Source organism: Verrucomicrobiota bacterium, from assembly GCA_039027815.1.
Classification (GTDB): Bacteria; Verrucomicrobiota; Verrucomicrobiia; order Verrucomicrobiales; family JBCCJK01; genus JBCCJK01.
Genome location: JBCCJK010000024.1, coordinates 1 through 20,207, shown reverse-complemented (window position 1 = coordinate 20,207; position 20,207 = coordinate 1). Strand labels below are relative to the sequence as shown.

18 protein-coding genes and 1 tRNA gene are annotated in these 20,207 nt (G+C 60.0%); 4 read left to right on the top strand and 15 right to left on the bottom strand.

The annotated features are described in order from the left end of the window. The first annotated feature begins 2 nt into the window (after nt 1–2). From AAF555_07900 to AAF555_07885, 4 genes are all read left to right on the top strand, one after another. On the top strand, nt 3–1,109 hold the full coding sequence (locus tag AAF555_07900; GenBank protein MEM6911493.1) for a ribonuclease D: 1,107 nt from the start codon (nt 3–5) through the stop codon (nt 1,107–1,109). 164 nt (nt 1,110–1,273) lie between these two features. Beyond that, a complete protein-coding gene (locus AAF555_07895) occupies nt 1,274–1,519 on the top strand; it encodes a type II toxin-antitoxin system prevent-host-death family antitoxin (protein ID MEM6911492.1) in 246 nt (81 codons plus the stop codon). Beyond that, complete coding sequence (locus tag AAF555_07890) at nt 1,516–1,935, top strand: type II toxin-antitoxin system VapC family toxin (protein ID MEM6911491.1); 420 nt, start codon at nt 1,516–1,518, stop codon at nt 1,933–1,935. Before AAF555_07895 ends, AAF555_07890 begins: the two co-directional genes overlap by 4 nt. A 4-nt stretch (nt 1,936–1,939) precedes the next feature. Further along, the gene (locus AAF555_07885; protein MEM6911490.1) at nt 1,940–3,226 is read left to right on the top strand and encodes a site-specific integrase; all 1,287 of its coding nucleotides are present in this window, start codon (nt 1,940–1,942) and stop codon (nt 3,224–3,226) included. Here AAF555_07885 and AAF555_07880 read toward each other — a convergent pair. The 15 genes from AAF555_07880 to AAF555_07810 form a co-directional block, all read right to left on the bottom strand. After that, nucleotides 3,192–3,267, bottom strand: a tRNA-Thr gene (locus AAF555_07880). The two genes, AAF555_07885 and AAF555_07880, sit on opposite strands and share 35 nt — an antisense overlap. A 485-nt stretch (nt 3,268–3,752) precedes the next feature. After that, nucleotides 3,753–4,682, bottom strand: coding sequence for a thioredoxin-disulfide reductase (gene trxB / locus AAF555_07875; protein ID MEM6911489.1), 930 nt, complete (start codon nt 4,680–4,682; stop codon nt 3,753–3,755). Nucleotides 4,683–4,779: 97 nt separating this feature from the next. Next, a complete protein-coding gene (locus AAF555_07870) occupies nt 4,780–5,397 on the bottom strand; it encodes a protein-tyrosine-phosphatase (protein MEM6911488.1) in 618 nt (205 codons plus the stop codon). A gap of 18 nt (nt 5,398–5,415) precedes the next feature. Further along, nucleotides 5,416–6,366, bottom strand: coding sequence for a metal ABC transporter permease (locus tag AAF555_07865; GenBank protein ID MEM6911487.1), 951 nt, complete (start codon nt 6,364–6,366; stop codon nt 5,416–5,418). Nucleotides 6,367–6,396: 30 nt separating this feature from the next. Next, entirely contained in the window at nt 6,397–7,785 is a 1,389-nt protein-coding gene (locus AAF555_07860) for an iron chelate uptake ABC transporter family permease subunit (protein MEM6911486.1), read from the bottom strand. Beyond that, the gene (locus AAF555_07855; protein MEM6911485.1) at nt 7,772–8,578 is read right to left on the bottom strand and encodes a metal ABC transporter ATP-binding protein; all 807 of its coding nucleotides are present in this window, start codon (nt 8,576–8,578) and stop codon (nt 7,772–7,774) included. Before AAF555_07855 ends, AAF555_07860 begins: the two co-directional genes overlap by 14 nt. A gap of 139 nt (nt 8,579–8,717) precedes the next feature. Beyond that, nucleotides 8,718–10,973 (bottom strand): hypothetical protein, encoded by a 2,256-nt coding sequence (locus tag AAF555_07850; protein ID MEM6911484.1) that lies wholly within the window; start codon nt 10,971–10,973, stop codon nt 8,718–8,720. Between the two features lie 62 nt (nt 10,974–11,035). Next, on the bottom strand, nt 11,036–12,229 hold the full coding sequence (locus AAF555_07845) for a type II secretion system F family protein (GenBank protein MEM6911483.1): 1,194 nt from the start codon (nt 12,227–12,229) through the stop codon (nt 11,036–11,038). A gap of 20 nt (nt 12,230–12,249) precedes the next feature. Continuing rightward, on the bottom strand, nt 12,250–13,887 hold the full coding sequence (locus AAF555_07840) for a GspE/PulE family protein (protein ID MEM6911482.1): 1,638 nt from the start codon (nt 13,885–13,887) through the stop codon (nt 12,250–12,252). A gap of 24 nt (nt 13,888–13,911) precedes the next feature. Continuing rightward, nucleotides 13,912–15,132, bottom strand: a complete 1,221-nt coding sequence (locus AAF555_07835; GenBank protein ID MEM6911481.1) for a PilT/PilU family type 4a pilus ATPase — start codon at nt 15,130–15,132, stop codon at nt 13,912–13,914. Next, a complete protein-coding gene (locus AAF555_07830) occupies nt 15,129–15,710 on the bottom strand; it encodes a hypothetical protein (protein MEM6911480.1) in 582 nt (193 codons plus the stop codon). Before AAF555_07830 ends, AAF555_07835 begins: the two co-directional genes overlap by 4 nt. A gap of 27 nt (nt 15,711–15,737) precedes the next feature. After that, the gene (locus AAF555_07825; protein ID MEM6911479.1) at nt 15,738–17,132 is read right to left on the bottom strand and encodes a hypothetical protein; all 1,395 of its coding nucleotides are present in this window, start codon (nt 17,130–17,132) and stop codon (nt 15,738–15,740) included. Between the two features lie 32 nt (nt 17,133–17,164). Beyond that, complete coding sequence (locus AAF555_07820; GenBank protein ID MEM6911478.1) at nt 17,165–18,190, bottom strand: prepilin-type N-terminal cleavage/methylation domain-containing protein; 1,026 nt, start codon at nt 18,188–18,190, stop codon at nt 17,165–17,167. Further along, complete coding sequence (locus AAF555_07815; GenBank protein MEM6911477.1) at nt 18,187–18,855, bottom strand: prepilin-type N-terminal cleavage/methylation domain-containing protein; 669 nt, start codon at nt 18,853–18,855, stop codon at nt 18,187–18,189. The genes AAF555_07820 and AAF555_07815 overlap by 4 nt, the downstream gene beginning before the upstream one ends. A 143-nt stretch (nt 18,856–18,998) precedes the next feature. Beyond that, nucleotides 18,999–19,958, bottom strand: coding sequence for a type II secretion system protein (locus AAF555_07810; GenBank protein MEM6911476.1), 960 nt, complete (start codon nt 19,956–19,958; stop codon nt 18,999–19,001). Between the last annotated feature and the right edge of the window lie 249 nt (nt 19,959–20,207).

The following is a 20,207-nucleotide window of genomic DNA, read 5'->3' as shown; positions in this document are numbered from 1 at the left end:
TCATGCGTCCTCCCGTTCCTTCGTATCGACTGCTCGAGAGCCAGGAGGACCTCATGGAATGGCTGGATCGGCATGCCAATGCCTCGCGTTGTGCCGTCGATTTGGAAGCGGACAACATGCACAGCTACGAGGAGAAGCTCTGCCTGATCCAGATGAAGGCGGGCGGGGAGATCGTTTTGATCGACCCCTTCTCCATAGAGAATGTGGAAGCACTCAAGTCGTTTCTCGACTCGCGGGAGGTTTGGATGCACGGGGCTGACTATGACTTCAGTCTCTTTCTCCGAGCCTTCTCTTGGGTGCCGCGGCAAGTGTTTGACACCCAAGTGGCGGCCAGGCTCGTGGGGTATCGCCGTTTTGGGCTGGCCTCGCTCATGGAAGAGTGCTTCGATCTGGAGTTTTGCAAGAAGTCCCAACGGGAGGATTGGAGCCAGCGTCCTCTTCCGCAGGAGATGTGCGATTACGCGGCTCTCGATGTCGAGCATCTCCTGGAACTAGCGGATCTTCTTCTCTGCAAGCTCGAGGACACCGGAAGAACCAAGTGGTTCCAGGAATCCTGTGAGGCGGCTCGGACGCAAGCCATGGAACGACCGATGCAGGAAGGGCGGGAGCCCTGGCGGATCAATGGGTCGGGCAAGCTTTCTCGAAGAGGGCTGGGGTATCTGGAAGCGCTCTGGAACTGGAGGGATGGAAAGGCACGGACCAGGGACGTGCCAGCCTTCAAAGTCTTGCAGAACCAGTGGCTGATCGATTGGTGCTTGGCGCTGGAAGAGGGGCGCCCCATGCCGTGGCCTCGTCGATTCAATGAGCAAAGAAAGAAGCAAATCCAAGCCTTGGTCAATCCGGTCAAAGGTCTTCCGAAGGAGGAATTGCCGGAAAAGCTCCGCGGCAAGCGTCTCGCGAAAGACAAGGGCTGGGATGGCCGAGTGGCGGGGATGCGAAAGGTGCGGGATGCCGCCGCCCAAGAGCTGGATGTGGAGTCCAGTCTGATTGCGCCCCGCTGGGTCATCGAGCGCTTGGCCTCTCAACCAGAAGAAGCGGAGCAGCTGCTTCTGCAGTGGCAGCGGCAGCTCATGCGATTGGATGAGAACCTCCTCTCCCCCGAAACCTAGCGCGCGGCTCTCGGAAGAGGGTGGAAGAAAAGGAAGGCGAAACACCGGACGGCTGAAAAGGCCCGGGTTTTTGCTTTTGGAAGCGGGCGAGATGACCGCGCTGGCGGGACTCGATTGACCAAGCAGCAACTCTCAAGTATGCTAGCCAATCTAGCTAACTTGTTATGAGTACGCCTTGGAAATTAGCCGACGCCAAAAACCGATTCAGCGAACTAGTCAACAATGCCTTGTCCGAAGGCCCGCAAGTGGTCGAGCGGAGGGGGGATCGGGTCGTTGTGATCTCGAATGACGAGTATGAGAAGCTCACCGGGAAGAAGCCCGACTTCATTGAGTTCCTCATGAATGGGCCAAGCCTCGAAGGCGTTGACCTCGAACGCTCCAAAGATCCCATGAGAGAGGTGAAGCTATGAGAGTCTTGCTCGATACCTGTGTCATTTCGGAGATCAGGCACCCGAAGGGCAATCCCAAGGTCAAGGCGGCAGCCAGGGCATTCCAAGGCAAGGAGTCGTTTCTGAGTGCCATCACGATTGGCGAGCTTACCAAAGGAATTTTCGCCTTGCGGACCTCCCGGAAGAAATTGGAGCTGAGTGATTGGCTGCAGAATATCGAAGCTATGTTCGCGGATCGAGTCCTGCCAGTGACCCGTGAAACCGCCACAATCTGGGGGGAATTGACAGTTCGAGCACGGCGGCAAGGCCACACGATTGATACTAGCGACGGACTCATTGCCGCAACCGCCTTACAGATTGGGCTCCACGTAATGACCCGCAATGTCAGCGACTTTGCTCCTACTGGGGTCATGATCCTCAACCCTTGGAAGGAGTGAACTCATGGCATTCGTCTTCCGTCCCCGCCGAAAGAAGAACGGCAAGTCTGTCCCTTCTGAGTTCTACTCGGGGAGATACCGGCTGGAAGGCGACCTCACCACTACGACGGTGTCGCTTGGGGTTCGCAGCAAGGAAGTCGCTGAAAAGAAGTTGAGAGATCTCATCCGGCAGAAAGAGCGAGAAAGGGTCGGTCTGGAGTTGCCAGAGATCTGCCGTGAAACCCTCGACGGCCCCATCGCCAAGCCGCTGCAAAGTTGGCTGGATGATCTGCAAACGAAGGGAAGATCCGATCACTACATCTACGTCTCTGAAAAGAGCGTTCTGGCCGTGTGCAGAGAGACCGGATGGAAAACCGTCGGAAGCATTCGTGCGAACGAATTCATCGAATGGCGCAACGCCCACCGGGACAAGGCGGCCAAGACTCTCGCGGAATATCTCAATACCTTCAACGCGTTCCTGAATTGGTTGGTCAAGACAGGACGAATTGAAAGCAATCCCCTTGCGAGGGTCGAGCAGGTGGAAACACGAGGCAAAGAGCGGCGCGTTCGCCGGGTCTTAACCGAAGATGAGTTTCACCGTTTGCTCGAAGTATCTCCACCGGAAAGAAGGCTCACCTACGTCATGGGAGCCTTCACCGGCCTCCGCAAAGGAGAGCTGCGTCAAATGGAGTGGAGGGATCTGAGTCTCGATGGCGACCTGCCGTTTGTGAGGGCTCGCGCCGCGACGACGAAGAACAAGAAAACGGAACCGATTCCGCTCCACCACGACTTGGTGGAGGTTCTCCGGGACGAACGGCGGAAGCGAGTCCACGAAGGCATGGGGGAAAATATCCTCCAGATCGAGCCGCGAACTCGATACTGGAAGAGGGACCTGGCTGCGGCCGGAGTTCCCTACAAGGACGACTGCGGAGAGGTCTTCGATTTCCACTCGCTCCGTCATACCTTTGGAACGGGTCTCGCAAAGGCCAATACTTCTGTGCCCACCTCGATGCGGGCAATGCGTCAAAGCGACCCCAAGTTGACGCTCGATCGCTACGTCTACGCGAATGCTCTGCCCTTGGCGGAATCCATCAACAAGATCCCCGGATTCCTAAAGAAAAACGCACCGGAGAACTCACCTCTTGACGCACTCGAATCCGGCCAAAGCGGTCATTCTCCGTCTTTGGCTGTCAGCGACTGTCAAAAATCTTCGTCTGGGACTGCCTCAGAATCAGGGAGTTTGCACCCAAATCCCCAAAACTACGGGGAACGCCAAATGGAGCCGGCTGTCGGACTCGAACCGACGACCTGATGATTACAAATCAACTGCTCTACCAACTGAGCTAAGCCGGCCAAAGGATTCGCGGATGGGTAGACGTTCTGGCGGACTTTCGCAAGGAGCTTTGCGATGGGTCCCTCGGTGCGAAAGTGGATCTTCCGGGTCGGGTCCACCTTCTCCCTAGGAGGTCCGAGGATCTTTTCCGGCACCTGGCCGAAAGCCGTTCGCCTTATACCAAGCTCCAGAATTCACTGGTAGAATGGAGGGGAGGTGGTGTGGGGAAGAGGCGTTGAAGCGCGGGGAAGGGAGAGCCGGAGTCTTTTGAGCCAGCCCTGCGTTGCTCCTCGGTTACGGTGCCTGCACCGCGCCCTCGTCGCGCCTTGGTCTGGCCCGAAATCCACTCGGCCATTCTACCAGCCAATGCTGCAGCTTGGTATGAGGGTGACGACTTGGGAAACGGTCCGGGAAGGTGGCACGGCGTGCCCCGCGGCCTTTCGGGCGAGCGTGGCCCCTACGGAGGTGGAGCCCTTCAAAAAGCTTTTTGAGGAGCAAAGACAGATCAGTCTTCTAACTCGGCCAAATAGCGCTCGGCATCCAGGGCGGCTCGGCAGCCTTCGCCCGCTGCGGTGATGGCTTGGCGGTAGACTTTGTCTGCGCAATCCCCCGCTACGAAGAGCCCGACTACGTTTGTCTTGGAGGAGTGCTCTTCTTGTAGAACGTAGCCCTCCTCATCGAGTGAGACGAAGCCATCCAGAAAGCCGGTATTCGGAATGTGGCCAATGGCGACGAAGACGCATTTCACGTCCAGATGGCTCTCTTCTCCCGTGACGGTATTCAACGTTTTCACCCTGGTGACCTCTCCTTCGCTGTCGGTGATGTACTCGCTGAGCGTGGTGTTCCAGACGGGTTCGACCTTGTCATGGGCGAGGGCCCGGTCGGCCATGATTTGACTGGCTCGCAGGGTATCGCGTCGATGGATGAGGTAGACCTTACTGGCGAACTTGGTCAGAAAGGACGCTTCCTCGCAGGCGGAATCGCCCCCGCCCACCACGGCTACGGGGACGTCTCGATAAAAGGCGCCATCGCAGGTCGCGCAGGTGGTGAGGCCATGCCCTACGAGCGCTTGCTCGCCTTCCAAGCCAAGATGCCGGGGGGCGGCCCCGGTCGCCACGATGACGGCTTTGGCCGCAAGCGGTTCGCTCCCGCAATGCACCAGAAAGGTGCCGTCAGCCTGTTTTTCGACCCGATCGACCTGCTTGTATTCTACCCGTGAGCCAAAGTGGGTGGCCTGGGTTTGCATGTTCATCATGAGCTCGGGGCCCATGATTCCCTGGGGAAAGCCGGGGAAGTTTTCCACTTCGGTGGTGGTGGTGAGTTGGCCTCCGGGCTGGGCTCCAGCCAAGACCAAGGGATGGAGGTCGGCCCGGGCGGCGTAGATGGCAGCGGTCCAACCGGCGCAGCCGGTTCCGATGATGATGAGGTTCTCCATGAGGGAAAGGTGGTCGAGGTTCGGAATTCGGGGTTCAGGGTTCGGGTTGCTCGGGCTGGAGGGTAGGGGGAGGGATACGAGGGTCAACTGGCTACCGTTATTTCCTTTTCACGAGGGAGAACAAGAAGAGCATTTCGCGGGCGATTTGGGCTTGGCGCTCGTCGTAGGTGGTTTCCTCGGAGGCTGTGTCATCGGCCACTTTGGGGTCGAGGTAGGGGAGCGAGAAACGTTGGTTGGCCCCGGTCACGACCGGGCAAGTCTGGGCGGCGTGGTCACAGGTCAGAACCGCCGCAAAGCCTTCCCGAGGATTGCTGGGATCAGAGTAGGGTTTCGACCACAAGCTGAGGGGAGGAAGGGCTTCCGAGAATTGCGCGAGGTAGTGGGGGTTGTCGCCGCCGGTGGAATCGACGACCGAAAAGCCCGCCCGGCGAAAGCTGCGAATCGTTCGCTGGTTGCAGGCCGTGGCTTCGGTTCCGCCTGAGAAGGCTTGGATGCCGGCCAGGTCATGAAAGGCGGCCGCCGTTTGAGCCCAGAGTTGGCTCAGATGGCTTCGACGGCTGTTGTGCGTGCAGATGAAAAGGAGGCGACTTGGTGAAGTGGAGGCGGTCCAGGCGGCTAGTTGGCCGAGCCGCTCCATTCGCTGGGAGTCCATGCCATCCGCTTCAGCCAGACGGGCCTCGGCGTAGCTTTGAAGGGGTGGGAAGAGCACGGGCATGGTGTTTCGGAAGAGGGTTTAGGAGAGACGGTCCTTGGACGAAGGGGTTACCTCGGGCGTTGGGGGGAAGCGGCGCTCGTTCCGCTCCCTAGCCCACCGCGGCAGAAGCCCACTTGGGGGAGCAAAGAGCCAAGCGAGGACAAAGAGCAGTCCGCTGGCCAAGGCCATCATGCCCGAGGTGCTGGCGCCGGGGAAGCCGAGGGCAGGGGGAAGGGTGATGGCTCCCCAGTGCCCCAAAAAAGCGGCCGCCACTCCCAAGCCCAAGCTGAGGACCAAGAGCAAGCCCAGGCGATGGGTCAAGAGGAAGGCGGTGGCCGCCGGCACGATCAACATGGCGATCACGATGATGCTGCCGACCGTTTCGAAGGCGGCCACGGTGGTGAGGGCGACCAGCGTCATGAGCAGATAGTGCAGGAAGCTGGGATGGAGGCCCAAAGTCTGGGCCAGCGCGGGATCGAAAGCGCTTAGACGAAACTCCTTGAAGAGCAGGAGGATGACGATGGTGTTCAACAGGAGGACCCCGCCGAGGGTGAGGACGGCTCTCGGGATGGGAAAGTCACCCAAAGATACGGTGTCGAGCGGAGCGAGTTCGATGGATCCATAGAGGACACAATCCGGGTGGAGATCGACGTGATCGGCCGCCCGCACAATGAGCAAGAGCCCCAGGGCGAAGAGGGTGGTGAAGACAATCCCCATGGCGGCTCCTCGATCCACCTTGCCAAAGTTGGTGATCCATTGGGTGAAGAGCGCGGTTAAGATTCCGATGAGGGCCGCGCCCAAGAACATGGCGAAGCTGGCGCGGGCTCCGGTCAGGAAGAAAGCGATGGCCAGTCCGGGGAGCACGGCGTGGCTGATGGCATCCCCCATCATGCTCATCTTACGAAGAAGGAGGAGGCAACCTGGGAGGGCGCAGGCCATGGCGCAGAGGGCTCCGATGAGGACGGTCCAGGTGTCGAGAGAGGTCCACATTTTTTCCGGTTTGGAGGTGGGTGAGGTGGGTTATTGACCGCTGAGGAGGTGGGGGCTGGGGATCCAGGCTCCGCGACTTCGGAGTTCGGTTTCGAGACGTTGCACGAGGTCGGCGTCGAGGACGTGCTCGATCATGTCGGCATCTCGATCGACGTGACTGGGGGCGATGTCCGCGTGGTGGATGAGGTAGGTTTCCCAGAGACGGTGATTGCGAGTGATGCGGGCGGCTTCGCCGAAGCCGCTCTCCGAGAGTCGCAGCCAGTCGCGATCCTGGCTCTCTTCGAGATGGTCTTCCTGCTGGGCCTGGCGAAGCAGCCGCTGGAGCTGGCGAGGGGGCCAGCTTCGATGGCCTTGAAGATCACGGAGTCGGATGGCCTCATTGGGTTGCAGCGATTGAGCGGCGGGGTGGCGGCGTTCGAGGATTTCGTAGAAGGCGCGCAGCAGGTGCTGTCGACCGACTTTGCGGTTGAGGCGGAGGGATTGAACCCGTCGCGGCAAGACTCCGCGGGCGGTTCCGAAGAAGAGGCTTAAGAGAAAGAGAAAGGCCGCCGCCAGGACGATGACCGCCCCGGCTGGCAGCCCGGGCAGAAGAGCGCTCAAGGTAGCCCCCAACCAACCGCTGGCCGCGCCCAAGAGGCCGCTCAGCCAAAGCATTTTTGGGAGAGAGTGGGTCCAAAAACGGGCGGCGGTCGCTGGCGTGATGAGAAAGGCAATGACCAGAATGAGGCCGACCGCTTGCAGTCCCACGACGGTCACGGCCGTGACGAGCAGCAACAAGAGAACGTCGAGCCTTCGCGTGGGCCAGCCTTGCGCCGAGGCGAACGGCTCATCGAAACAAAGAAGAGTAAACTCCTTTTGCAGCAGAAAGGCGGCCGCGGCGGCCGCTACGGTGAAGCTGGCGATGAGGAAGAAATCACTTGGCACCATGGAGGCGGCCTTTCCGTAAATGAACGACTCGAGCCCGGCTGCCTGGGGCAGGGTTTGGGCCATGGAGAGGAGGACAATGCCCCCTCCGAAAAAGACGCTCAAGACCAGGCCCATGGCAGCGTCGTCTTTCAGGCGAGTGGTGTTTCGGATGGCCAGAACGATCAAAAATCCGACGATCCCCGTGAGGGCGGCGCCCGTCAGGAGCACCGGCAGGGCTTTGGCTTCCCAGCCCAGGCTGGTGGCGAGGAGAAAGGCCAGCCCAATCCCTGGCAAGGTGGCGTGGGACAGGGCATCGCCCACGAGAGAACGCTTCCGCAGCAAGAGAAAGGTCCCCACCAAACCCGAGGCCAGCCCGAGAAGAGCGGCGCTTACCACCACGAGGCGCGTGTTGTAGGTTTGCAGCGAGAATACTTCCCAGAAGAGGGGCCAAGAGAGCGCCTCATTTTGGCTCGCGAGGGCGAGGACGGGAAAGCCGGCTTCAGCGTGTGGCATGAATGAGCGCTTGGGCGGCTGAATCCAGGAGATTCAGTTTTCCGCCGTAGGTTTTCTGCAAGTTTTCCTTGGTGAAGATCTCTGGGGTGGGGCCGGAGGCGACGATCCGCATGTTGAGCAGCACCAACCAATCGAAGTATTGACTGACGGTCGCGAGATCGTGGTGGACGACGAGGCAAGTCTTGCCCTGCTGATTGAGCTCTTGCAGCAGTTTCACAATGGCTTGTTCGGTGGCGGCGTCGACCGCGCTGAAGGGCTCATCCATGAGGTAGAGATCGGCCTCTTGGGCTAGGGCCCGGGCCAGGAAGATGCGCTGTTGTTGGCCTCCGGAGAGTTGGCTGATTTGGCGGTCGGCCAAGTCGGCGATTCCTAGCCGGTCGAGGCAGGCCAGCGCCTTCTCTTTCTCGCGCTTGCCCACCCGGCGGAACCAGCCGATTTCTCGGTAGGTGCCCATGGCTACGACATCGAGGGCGCTGACCGGGAAGTCCCAGTCCACGCTTTCCCGCTGGGGGACGTAGCCCAGGCGATGGCGCTGAGTCTTGTAGGATTTGCCGTAGACGAGCACCTCGCCACTGGTTTTGGGGAGGAGGTCAAGGCAGGCCTTGAGAAGGGTGCTTTTGCCCGCTCCGTTGGGACCGACCAAGCCGACCAGTTTGCCTTCCGGGATGTCGAGGTCGATGTCCCAGAGGACAGGGCGTTGGTGGTAGGCGACCGTCAGGTCATGCACCGCTAGGGGCACATCCGCCGGGTGGGAGGAGGGCCCCTCCCCGCTGGCATCGCCAGGCGGGGACATGGATTGGAGAGCGGCTTTCATCGACGACGGAGCGAGGCAGAAATCGCACCGAAGCGAGGCTTTCTCAATTGATTAGGAGGGCAGCTTTTTGATTCTTGATTTTCGATTTCGAGCGCGGGGAGGACGGAGGCGGTGGCTTTTAGCGCTTTTTGAAGACTTGCACGGCCTTTTTGGGTTCGGAGGTGGCGGTGTTTTCGGGTGGGCGGTTCCAGGAGGGCCGGAGGCTGTCCAACTGCTGTTGGAGCCGTTGCACGCGACGCAGTGGGATGAACTCTTCACTTCCCGTGTCGAGCACCTCTTGTTCGATGAAGGCCCCCAGCGTGCCTTCGCCGGTCGGGGCGTTGGGGTGGAGCGAGTTCTTCTGGACCACTCGCTGGCTGATGGCCTCGCCCTCGCCTGGGGTTTGAATAATGTGAGGGGTCAGGAGAAGGACGATTTCCCGGCGCTCTCTTCCCACGATCTGATTTCGGGCGAGGCGACCCACGATCGGGATGTCACCCAGGATGGGGATTTGCGAACGCCGCGATTCCAGACGTTCGGTGATCATGCCGCCGACGGCGATGGTTTGCTTATCGCGCGCGACAAAGGTGCCACTGGCGGTTTGAGAAGCGACCGTGTCGATGGTTTGGCTGACAAAGCCGCCCCCTTGGTCAGGCACCAGGACATCGGCCCCCCCTTCCACGACTCGGGATTCCTCTTGGAGGACTCGGAGGGAGACGGTGCGGTCTGCGTTGATGTTGGGGGTGATCAGAAGAGTGGAGCCGACGGGGCGGAATTCGATATCCGTGTTGCTGGCCGCCACAATGGGGGTGCCATCGGTCACGATGGTCTGCCCGCCGTCAAAGTTGCGATTGAGCGGCACTTCCTCCCCGATGAAAAGGCGGCTGACTTCGTTGTTGGCGGTCAACAACATGGGTTTCCCCAAAATGGTGAGCTTGTTGGCTTGTTGGAGAAGCCGGACTTGTGCTTGGAAGGTGCTGTCGAGATAGCTGAAGATGAGGTCTCCCGCGTTGAAAGGACTGACCGGAGCGAAGCTGCCGGCGAACTCACCGGAGTTGAAGCTCCAATCGAAGGCGGTGTCGAGGCCTCGGGCGAGGTCCACCTCCATGATCTTGACTTCCAAGAGGACCAGGGGAGTGGGGACGTCGAGAGACTGCACCAAGTCGCCGATTTCCTGCATGGTTTTGTCGTCCCGGGTCCGGACCATGACTTTGTTCAGTCGGTCGATGACGGTGACAAAGATATCGGCGCGTTGCTGGAGGATCTGCTCGATGACGCGAGGATCCCCCGAGGCTAAGGCAGCGATTTGCTCGGGCGAAAGTTCATCATCGGCTTCGGTGAAGCGATCATCTTGGCTGAGAGCCTGATCGTCTCCGAAGAGGCGGTTGGCAGAGTTGAGGAAGTTGTTGTTGTTATTGTTTCGGTTGTTGAAGCGGTTGGAGAGCGCTTGAAGGCCCCGCCCTCCTTGATTGCCCCCACTATCCACTCCAAATCCCTGGCCCCGGGCATCGATGATATCGAAGCGTTCCAAGCGCTGCTGGAGATCTTCGGAGAGGTATTCGCCCGGTTCGTCTTCGTCTTCGAATCGTTGGGCCAACTGAACCCGATCGCCATAAAGATCCCGGATAGAAAGGGCGACGTCCCGCGCATTGGGATACTTGAGGGTGAAGACGCGCGTCCGCTCATCCCGAAAGGCGCTCGCGTCTTCGGCATACTCCGCGGTGGTGTGAAGTCGGACGATATCGGCTTCCGGAATATCACTTTGATAAAGCCGGTGAGTGAGCACGAGGGAGTCGAGCGCATCGGCGATGTCCACACCTCGGAGATAGAGGCTGATGGGGGTCTGACGGGCTTGGCTGGAGACGACAATCCGCAGCCCCGTCTCGTCCGAAAGCGCCCTTGCGGCCAAGTGAAGAGGGACTTCTTGGAATTCGACGAGAGCGAGATCTTGCTCGCCTCCCTGAGCGTCCCTTGCGTTTTGGGCCCGGAGAACCAACTGCTCGCCGCCCGATTCCTCCAGCAGGACCAAGGACTCGCTGGCGGATTGGACGAGGTAGCTTTTGCTTCCGTTGGTTACGGTCTGCCCTTTGCGAGCGAGAACAAAGAGGTTGCCGACCCGCAGCAGGGCGGAGCCTTCGGCGATCCCTGCTTGGCCGCTGCTTGCCACCACCAAACCGGCGAGCGAGACCCGCCCGATGGCGTTGGCGCTTTGGGAGGCCGCATCGTCCTCCTCACTGGCACGAAGGGCGCGGAGGACTTCCTCCATCTCGGCATCAGTGCGCGTGGGGTCGCCCGCGCCCTGCTGGGCGGAAAGAGGGAAGGGAAAGAGAGCCGAGAGGCCAAGGGCCAAGCTCAGGAGCAAGGAAAGAGAGCGGAGGACCGCAGGTAGTTTCATGGAATCGGTTGGTTGAGGATCGAGGTTGAAAAGTTCGTGGAGCAAGAAAGGCGTGAAGCGGGTTAGGCAGCCCCATAAAGGCCGATGAAAAAGGCGATATAGACATAGCCGACCAGCAAGCCGACTAGAAGAATCACGGCTGGTTCGAGGAGAGCGCTTAAGCGTTTGATGAGGGATTGAAGTTGGTCGTCGTGGAAATCAGCCACGTGATCGAGGGTCTCTTCCAAATTACCGGAAGCCTCCCCTACGCCGATCATTTTGAGCATCATGGGGGTGTAGGCATGCGGGCGGGTCAGGCTTTCCGCTAGGGAGCTGCCTTCAAGGATGCGCCGGCGAGCCGACTCCACGACCGCCGTGAGGTAGCGATTCCGATGAATCGTCCCGATGATGCGCAGGTTCTCCACCAACGGAATCCCGCTCCCTAAGAGCGTGCCCATGGAACGAGAGAAAAGGGCCGTGTCGCCCGTCCGGATGATGGTCCCGACTAAGGGGAGCCGAAGAGCAGTGCGATCCAGGGCCAGTCTGCCGGGTGGCCAAAGCCAGATCAAGATGTAGACGACGATCAAGATCACCATGATCAGGATCATCATCACTCCCCATTTTTCGAAAAACTCGCCAATGTCGAGAAGGGATTGGGTCATCGCCGGCATGGGGCGGCCGAGCGCTTCTAAGGCCCTTTTCATGGGCGGAATGACGGCCACGATCATGTAGACGCAGATGCCGATGGCGAAGAGAAAAGTGAAAGAGGGGTAGAAGAGAGCCGTCAGGGTGGCGTTGGTGTTGCGGCGCTTGGTTTCCATAGCGATGGCAGCCCGATCCATCACGCCGTCCAAGTTTCCGCTTTCTTCTCCCATGCCAATAAGAGCAACGACCCCAGGAGGGAAGCACTTGTGCTGAGTGAGCGCTTCGGCCAAGGGTTCTCCATTCTCCAGGCTACGCCGGATCTTTTCATAGACCCGCCGAGTGGGTCTCGACGGGGGCTGGTCGATGACGGTCTCGATGGCGGCCAAGAGAGTCATGCCACTGCGAAGCATGACTGCAATCTGACGAAGAGTGAGTTCAATGTGAACGGGGCGAACGCTGAGCCAATTGACCGGAGAAAAACCGATCTCTTCGGCAGAGGTTTCCCGAACCGATTCCGGCTGGAGGCCCTTCTCCAAAAGAGACCACCTCAGGTCCTCGGCGGATTCGGCCTTGAGTCGCCCGACTACCGATTCGCCAGAGGCATTGACCGCAGTGTATTCAAATAAGCTCATCGCGAACGGGGTAAAAGAGATCAGGCGAAGTCGAGGGTGGCGTTGAGGACTTCGTCGACCGTCGTCTCGCCTGCCTCGACCTTGGCAATGCCGTTTTCCAAGAGGGAGGCATGCCCAGCGGCCCGGACTCGCTTGTTGAGTTCCGCTTCCACGGAGTCGCTGACCGAAACCGATCCGATGAGTTCGGATTCTTCGGGGCCGATCGGGACGACTTCGAAGAGCGCGGTGCGTCCGGTGAAGCCGGTTCCGGCGCAGCTGAGACAGCCGGCCGACCGGCGGCAAGGGCGCCCCGCCAGGCTGGGATTGCGCAAGGCATGCGCCTCCGATTCGGTGATGGTGTCCTGGCGGCTGCACTCATCGCAGAGCCGGCGGACGAGCCGTTGGGCAGCCACCAAACGAAGGACGGAGGCCACCAGGAAGCGATCGACCCCCAAGTCCAGCAGACGGGTGACCGCCCCCATGGCGGTGTTGGTGTGGAGGGTGCTGAACACGAGGTGACCGGTGAGGGCGGCTCGCACGGAGAGTTCGGAGGTTTCCTGGTCGCGAATCTCTCCCAACATGACGACATCCGGATCGTGCCGGAGGATGCTGCGCAGGGAGGTGGCGAACGAAACCTTCTGCCGCTTGGCATCGACCTCGGTCTGGGTCACGCCATCGATTTCATATTCGATGGGGTCTTCCACCGTCATGGCGTTGACCGGTTTGTTAGCCAGGAGGTATTTCAGCGAGGCGTAGAGGGTGGTGCTCTTGCCGCTTCCGGTGGGCCCGGTCAGCAAGACCATCCCGTGAGAGAGACGAATGGCTTTTTCGAAGAGCGTCCGGTGACGGTCCTCAAAGCCCAAGCCACTCAGGGTGACGAGATTGCTTTCCCGAGTGAGGAGTCGGAGGGTGACCCGTTCTCCGTGACGGGCGGGAATGGTGGCCACCCGAACTTCGATCTGGGGGAGGACTCCGCCCGGCTCAAAGCGGAAGGAGCCATCCTGCGAGGCTCGTTTTTCCGCGATGTCGAGACCACCTAGCACCTTGATCCGGTTGAAAACCGCCAGGCGCAGGGAGGCAGGCAGGGTGGTGTCCTCCATGAGCACGCCATCGATCCGCAGTTTGACTTGGACGTCTCCATTGCGGGTGACGTTGAAATGGATGTCAGAGGCCTGGCGCACGATGCCGCTTTTGAGGAGCTGCTCGCAAATGCGAACGGCTTCTTCGGGAGAAGGTTCCACGTTTTCGGCTCGGGCGGCGGCCGCGGGGTCGACCGCCGGGCGATCCATGCTGACGGCTTCCCGCAAATCCCCGAAGAGGCGGGTTTGCAGGAGGCGGATGGAGCCCCCGGTGGCCACGATCGGTTCGGCCGGACAACCCGCCAAACGCTCGAGAACGCGTCGCGATCCCGAGTCGAGGGAGCGCTCGACCGCGACATAGAGGACGCCCTCGAAAGCCAGCAAGGGCAGGAAGCGCCGCCGGATCATGAGGCTGGGTGCCACTTGGAGGGCCCAGCGTGGGTCGAATTTGATGGTCTCGAGATTGAGAGGACCCTCCGAGTCGCGGCCCCTTCCCCCGATGGCTTCCGAAGGGCCGGGCCGATCTGGAACGACCGACGGGGAGACCGAAGAGGGGGGAGAACCAGCGGTAGTTTGGGTGTTGGGTTCCGGGGCGGACATGGCGGGGCGGCAGGGAAGAAGGGGCTAGCGACGGGAGGCAGGACGGGAAACCCGTTTTCCGGGGCTGCCTTTCATCTCTCGGGACAGCCGTTGTTCCAAGACTTTAGGGTTGCGGGTGTTGGAGAGAGCGGTGGCCCGCAAGAGATAGCCCGAAAGCACCCAGCTGAGGAGGTTCTGTTCCAGGGTCTGCATGCCCTGACGAGCCCCGGTCTCCATGGTGGAGGCGAGGTGGACGAATTGGGCCTTGGCAATGAGGTTGGCGGCGGCGGGGGTCACTTGCAGAATCTCACTCAAAAGCACCCGAGTGCGGGAACCGGATCGGAAATCCTGTTTCTCTGCGCAGGCCGGGCCGTCGGCCGGCACCAGGTGCTGCGCGAGGACACCGCGGAGGTTCATGCTGAGCTGGCGGAGAACGCCGGGCTGCTCGTCCGAGGGGAAGACGGAGACGATCCGCTGGATGGCTCCCGCGCAATCGGGAGCGTGGACGGTCGCAAAGACCAGGTGGCCGGTCTCGGCCGCGGTGATGGCCGTTCGGATGGTGTCCCGCTCTCGAATTTCTCCCACCAGAATGACGTCCGGGTCTTGCCGCAACGAAGACACCAGCGCCGTTTGGAAGTCGGGCGCGTGGGTGCCGATTTGCCGCTGGTCCACGAGAGCCCGATCCGAGACATGAAGATACTCGACCGGGTCTTCAATGGTGATGACGTGAACCGGGCGGGTCCGATTGATGTGATCCACGAGCGTCGCGAGGGTGGTGCTCTTGCCGGAGCCGGTCGGTCCGGCCACCAAGATGAGACCATCCGGGAGACTGCACCAATCCAGAAGCGATTCGGGGAGGCCTAGCTGGGGGAGAGAGCGGAATTCATTTTCGAGCCGCCGGAGGGCGATGGCATAGCCGGGCAAGCGACGGTAGATATTGAAACGAAAGCGCCCCTCATTGTTCTCCCCGGCCGTCAGGGCTCCATCGAGGGAACCGGAGGCGGGGACGGCCGAGAGGGCCGGGCCTCCCGCCAACTCCTCCACGAGGAGGCGCATTTCTTCCTCTTTGAGCGCTTGGGGGAACTCATCGACCTCTCGCAGGGTGCCGTGGAGGCGGAAAAGGGGGCGATTGCGAGGGGCGAGGTGGAGATCGGAGGCCTCCATCTCGATGAGGGTCTGGAGAAAGCGGTCGAGGAGAGTGCGCGCCGAAAAGGTAGGCTTTTCTTCGAGCGGGGCAAATTCCTCGGCTGTGCTGAACTCCGTCATCGGCAGATCCAAAGATTCCAGAGGTGAATGCTCTGATTGCCCTCGACCTTGGGCTCCATTTCGATCCCGGCCGGGACCAGAGGCAGCTCCGTCTTTCCGATGGCGGCCATGCTTTTGCGAATGGCCTCGTAGCTCCCGGCCACTCGCAGCCGCCAGAGTTGGGCGGAGGGGAGGGGTTGCAAAAGGGAAGTGAAAGTCTGCTGGTCTTCTGAGGAGGCGACGGCTTCCTCCACCAAGACCGCGCCATTCTCCGCCAAAAGATTGCCGATGAAGGCACCCCCTTCGGCTTTGGCGTCAGGATCGTCCCAGAAGGCTCGGATGGATTCATTCCGTTCTTTTCGCTCTTGGGCGGCCGCCTGCTCCTTTTTGACGTCCGCTTCGAGCCGACGCAATTCTGCGAGAACGGTGGCCTGCTCACGATTGCTGGGAAGCCGATCTTCCCAGATTCCAATCTGCCGACGAAGCTCGTCTGACTCCTGGGAGGCGGGGCGGGCGAAGAAGATGAAGTAGACGATCATGAGGATGCCCGCCGGGAGGAGGGTCACCATGACGCGTTCGCGAGAGGAGAGAGATTTCATGGCAGGCGTGGAGAAAGGGGCAGTCGATCAGAAAGGGCTCTCACCAGGGTCCACACGGACGGGTCGAGTGGGAGTGAGGCGGATTTCGTAGCTCCAGGGTCCTCCGTCAGGCCGCAGGAGCTTAGCGGTCCTTCGAACCAAGCTGGCCCGCCATCCGTTGCCCGCGAGCGCTTCATCGATTTCAGTGGCCAGGGTCTGTGGGGCATTGAAAGTGGTGGCAGCCCCGGTCAAAACGGTGTTCAAGCTTTCCGGCCGAAAGTCGACCACCACCGCCTCGCGCACCTTGGAAGCGGCGGCGATCCCGTCTAAAAGAGAGCCGATCCGCCGACGGTGAGCATAGACATTAACGCCCGAGGCCCCGGCCGATCTGGCCGTCGCCTGAAGCGTCCGCAGCTCCCGCTTCAATTCGGCGATTTGACTTCTGGCAGTGGAGACCCTTTCGGCCGGGGTCTTCACTTCGCGGAGGTTCTCTTCCAAGTTTTCATGGTTGGACCTCTCCAACAAGAAGTGCCCTCCGAGCAAGACTGCCATGGCCAAGCCGATGGCACCGGAAGTTTTGGCGACGGCGGCCGCGCTGGGAGGTGGCTTGGGCACCGAAACCAGAGGGAGCCCGAGAATCTGTCCGGTCAGGGGATCACAGGCTTTCGCAAGCGCTTGGCTCCAACTCTCAATCCAAAATGGATCAGAAAAATCGGCAATCGTCCCCGAGTAGGCTTCAGCGGGAGCGGAGGCTGCCAGGAGGATTTGGGCGGTTTGTCCGGCCTGGGCCAGCGCGGCAGCCACTTCCCCATCTTCCTTGGCTTCTGCCAGGGAGTCGGGGCCATTCCAACCGCGGAGGTCGATGCGCTCTCCCCCGGCGGCGTGGAAAAGAGTGAAGTCGGTCCAGTTTTCAAGCTGCGGGGCGGTCGGATCGAGCCGGATGCCGGCCGGGTGTCCCAGCGAAACCAAGCGACTCCCCGAAGCGCCCGAGACCGCATTCCGCATGGCGGCCACGTCCCGGATGGCCGCTTGCACGATCCAGGAGCGGATCATACCAGAGTTGGCTGGCAGGCGAGTGGTGGCGGCCACCGCCTCCGAAGAGGCCAGCCCGCTGATGGTCTGGGCCTCCATTTCGGCCGCGCCCCGCCAATCCTCCCCTGGTCCGCCGGGCGACTCGCTGACCACGCTGGTGATGCGGTCACTGAGAATGGTGATTTCGGGAGCGGGTTTGGGCCGCTGCCTGACCAGAGGGACGATCCACTCGGTCTCGAGGACTCCACTCCCGGCAGGGTCAAAGAGTTCCAAGCCCTCCTCCTCAGGGCCTTCCCCTCCTCCCTCGCGGAGCACTTGGGCCACGGCGTAGCCCTGAGCCGTTTTCCGGAGGTCCACTCTGAAATGACGAGGACAGGCTTGGATGAGGAAAGTTTTGCTGGGGCGAGACATGGAAGCAGGCTGTCAGGGACTCAAGAAGCCATTTAGTCAATGAAGAGCGTTTCGCTCGTGTTGAACTGACTCAGGTTGAAGTAAGTGATGGGAGATTTGCTTTGGAGCTCGCTGTCTGCAATTGCATCTTGTTTGTCGGCGGGAACGCTCTCGACCCGATAGATGCGCAGGGCTTTCGGCCCGATGGGAAGTCCGGGACCAGGATTCAGGTCCGGATCATTGGTGGGATCATCATCGCCATCTAGGAGGAAAGAGAAACTGCTGTCACCAGTATTGGAGATCTCTTCTTCGACTTGCTCGATGGTGTGCAGCTTTTGAGAAGTGGGGTCAGAGGGATCAAAATCTGGGTTGGCTCCATAAATCCGGACCACAATGCTCTCGGTCGTAGCCGGGTTGTCTCTCTCAATCAGCGTTTCGCCCTCTGGGGGCGAGACATTCACAGTGAGGATGGTCCTCCAGAAATTTTGACCAGTAGTGGTGTCTTCGAAGACGATCTCCACGTCCTCGGAAAAAATCGTCCCTCCATCAGCACCGTCAGCCCCAAAGCTTTCGATGATTGCGATGTCATTTTCATCATCGTCTGAGGCGTCGATGGGGGAGCGGTCAGCTTGGAGTAACTGATAGGGATTCGCAAAAGCGTCATCGAGTTCATCCTGATTGATTCCCAAATCGATGTAAGGTCCGCGCCAGCCTGTGGCCAGCTGGACGTCGGGGTCTCCATCAGGGCTGGACACTCCAAAAAGCTCATCCGCATCCCAGATCGTGGGGTCGAGCAACTCTTCGAGTTGATCTTCGACGGGAGATCCATCGCGGACCTCAGGAAGCCGTCCCAGATCAGATAGGAAGCCGGCCGTGTCGCCGTCCCCCAAAATGGCTTTTTCAATTTCCTCGAGCTGTTCGACGTTGGTGTCGTAGTTCTGTTGGTCAACTGTCCCGACGACACTTCGGAGGGCGGCCGTGGAGAGAACCGCGATCACGCTCAGGACCACGAGGAGTTCGATTAGGGTGAGGCCGCCCTTGCGTGCGTCCCGAGCAAGCCATGAGGAGGAGGTGGTCATTGGAGGTTGGGATCGGTGGTCAGAAGAAAGAGCACCAGGTCATCATCTCGATCACTATCGAGGGCGGTGTCGAGATCGGTGTCGAGTTCGCGGTCCGGCCCTGCCGAAATCAACCAGGCGAAATCACTGCCACTTTCTTGTCCCAGCAGGAGGGGTTTTCCCCAGGAGTCCAAGATAACTGGATCATCCTCGATGCCGCTGATCTCGCTGTTGTCGGGAAACTGGTCGGATGCGTCGAGGAAGTTTCCGTAGCGGCCGCCCCCCGTGGCCAAGTAAGGACCCCGCCAGCCTCGTTTGGTGGCGGGATTGTAAATGGGTTCGTTATCGATATTGGTCAGAAGAGCCCCCAAGCTTTCGGGAAACTGGCCAAGGTGCTGGTAATAGCCAAGATCGCTAGAAGAGGTGCCGATCAAGACGTCTCTCACGGTTTGGAGGGTCTCTTCGGTCACGATTTGATTGTCAGTCCGAGTGACGCCGTCTGCCCCGGTCAAGGTGGCCCCATTGTTAATCAAGGCCAGCGTGAGACCTCCCAGACCCACTAGGATGACGAGGACCACGAGCAGCTCAATCAAGGTTAGCCCGGCCTGGCGCTCTGGACGGCCGCCGGCGGGCTGCCAAGTTTGCGGACGAGAAGGCGACCAAGCGTTTTCTGTTTCGGGCACCATGTTCCAATCCATGAGAAATTTGCTCGGGGAGAGAGAAGAATGAGCCTGAGAGTTTCTGAGGGAAAAAGTCCCAGAGCCAAGCAAAGCGGGGGCGCTCGCCATTCGAACGCCCCCGCTACTTGATAGCTTTGAAGAGCTAAAAGTTAGCTGCCTTCTACGACTTCATTCCAATAGACGGCGGTGTGTTCGTCACGGGTTTCGAGCCCTTCGCCATCCAGGGTGTAAGCGACAGTGATGAACTGAGCGGTTTCGACTCCGCCTGCTCCGAGAGTATCGTCTCCCGTCCCGGCTACGCCGTCATCACCAAGGTCTGTGATCGATCCATCTGCATCACTCGAGACTTGGAAAACCAGGCCAAAACGTGAGTGCACTTTGTTTGGGGTCGCATTGGGATCATCACCGAAGTGAACCGGTGGTTCAGCGGCCACGTCGCCCAAACCAGTCCAATCACGACCGATCATCAACACAACGTAGGCGTCATCTGCTGTGGCACCAGGCAAGTAAAGGCCGAGCGTGTCAGCCCCAGTGAAGCGAAGAACCTCCGTTGCAGTATCAAGAGTTTCTGCCACACCTCCGATTTCGAAAGTAGGATCATAGCCCGCAGCGGTAGGATCACCATGGTTGATAACTGTAGTGAGTCCAATGTTGTTCAGGGCAGTGACTTCGGCTTGAGTGAGCGTGCCAACAAAGCTCGCCCCATTCACGGACTCGCCGGAAGTGTTAAAGACGCCAGTTTCAAGATTGTTGCCAATCCCGCCGCCGTCGAAGAGGGCGCGCTGGGCCATGGTGTGAACATCTTGGAAGCTAGCCGAGCAGGTGGCCAGGTGAGTGCGGGTCAGCGCATCGTTGATGGTCGGAAGCAGCAGGGAGCCAAGTCCGGTCAGGATGACGAGCACCACAAGGAGCTCAATGAGGGTCAAACCCGCTTTGCTGGCTCGACGGTAAGTTGTTTTGTTCGTTGTTTTCATTTTTTGGTTTGGTTTCGACGGTGAATCGATTTCCGAGGTTTTTGTTCGCTTTTGAGAGTGATTCCCAAGAGCGAGGGCCGTCTCGGTGGCGGTTTTTACGAGCGACTGCAATTCAGCACTGCAACTTTTTTGCAATTAGTGCGCCACTTTGCAATGAAGCGCGATTGGGGGGCAAGCTGGGGCTAATGATTTTCGATTTCGAGGGCTGGGGGGGTCTTATACCAACCTCCAGAATTCACTGGAAGAATGGAGGGGAGGTGATGTGGGGAAGAGGCGCTGAAGCGCGGGGAAGGGAGAGCCGGTGTCTTTCGAGCCAGCCCTGCGTTGCTCCTCGGTTACGGTGCCTGCACCGCGCCCTCGTCGCGCCTTGGTCTGGCCCGAAAT

Excerpts from the sequence above, each read along its gene's own strand:
- AAF555_07900 (MEM6911493.1), top strand. The coding sequence starts at position 3 with ATGCGTCCTCCCGTTCCTTCGTATCGACTGCTCGAGAGCCAGGAGGAC.
- AAF555_07895 (MEM6911492.1), top strand. The coding sequence starts at position 1,274 with ATGAGTACGCCTTGGAAATTAGCCGACGCCAAAAACCGATTCAGCGAA.
- AAF555_07890 (MEM6911491.1), top strand. The coding sequence starts at position 1,516 with ATGAGAGTCTTGCTCGATACCTGTGTCATTTCGGAGATCAGGCACCCG.
- AAF555_07885 (MEM6911490.1), top strand. The coding sequence starts at position 1,940 with ATGGCATTCGTCTTCCGTCCCCGCCGAAAGAAGAACGGCAAGTCTGTC.
- trxB (MEM6911489.1), bottom strand. The coding sequence starts at position 4,682 with ATGGAGAACCTCATCATCATCGGAACCGGCTGCGCCGGTTGGACCGCT.
- AAF555_07870 (MEM6911488.1), bottom strand. The coding sequence starts at position 5,397 with ATGCCCGTGCTCTTCCCACCCCTTCAAAGCTACGCCGAGGCCCGTCTG.
- AAF555_07865 (MEM6911487.1), bottom strand. The coding sequence starts at position 6,366 with ATGTGGACCTCTCTCGACACCTGGACCGTCCTCATCGGAGCCCTCTGC.
- AAF555_07860 (MEM6911486.1), bottom strand. The coding sequence starts at position 7,785 with ATGCCACACGCTGAAGCCGGCTTTCCCGTCCTCGCCCTCGCGAGCCAA.
- AAF555_07855 (MEM6911485.1), bottom strand. The coding sequence starts at position 8,578 with ATGTCCCCGCCTGGCGATGCCAGCGGGGAGGGGCCCTCCTCCCACCCG.
- AAF555_07850 (MEM6911484.1), bottom strand. The coding sequence starts at position 10,973 with ATGAAACTACCTGCGGTCCTCCGCTCTCTTTCCTTGCTCCTGAGCTTG.
- AAF555_07845 (MEM6911483.1), bottom strand. The coding sequence starts at position 12,229 with ATGAGCTTATTTGAATACACTGCGGTCAATGCCTCTGGCGAATCGGTA.
- AAF555_07840 (MEM6911482.1), bottom strand. The coding sequence starts at position 13,887 with ATGTCCGCCCCGGAACCCAACACCCAAACTACCGCTGGTTCTCCCCCC.
- AAF555_07835 (MEM6911481.1), bottom strand. The coding sequence starts at position 15,132 with ATGACGGAGTTCAGCACAGCCGAGGAATTTGCCCCGCTCGAAGAAAAG.
- AAF555_07830 (MEM6911480.1), bottom strand. The coding sequence starts at position 15,710 with ATGAAATCTCTCTCCTCTCGCGAACGCGTCATGGTGACCCTCCTCCCG.
- AAF555_07825 (MEM6911479.1), bottom strand. The coding sequence starts at position 17,132 with ATGTCTCGCCCCAGCAAAACTTTCCTCATCCAAGCCTGTCCTCGTCAT.
- AAF555_07820 (MEM6911478.1), bottom strand. The coding sequence starts at position 18,190 with ATGACCACCTCCTCCTCATGGCTTGCTCGGGACGCACGCAAGGGCGGC.
- AAF555_07815 (MEM6911477.1), bottom strand. The coding sequence starts at position 18,855 with ATGGTGCCCGAAACAGAAAACGCTTGGTCGCCTTCTCGTCCGCAAACT.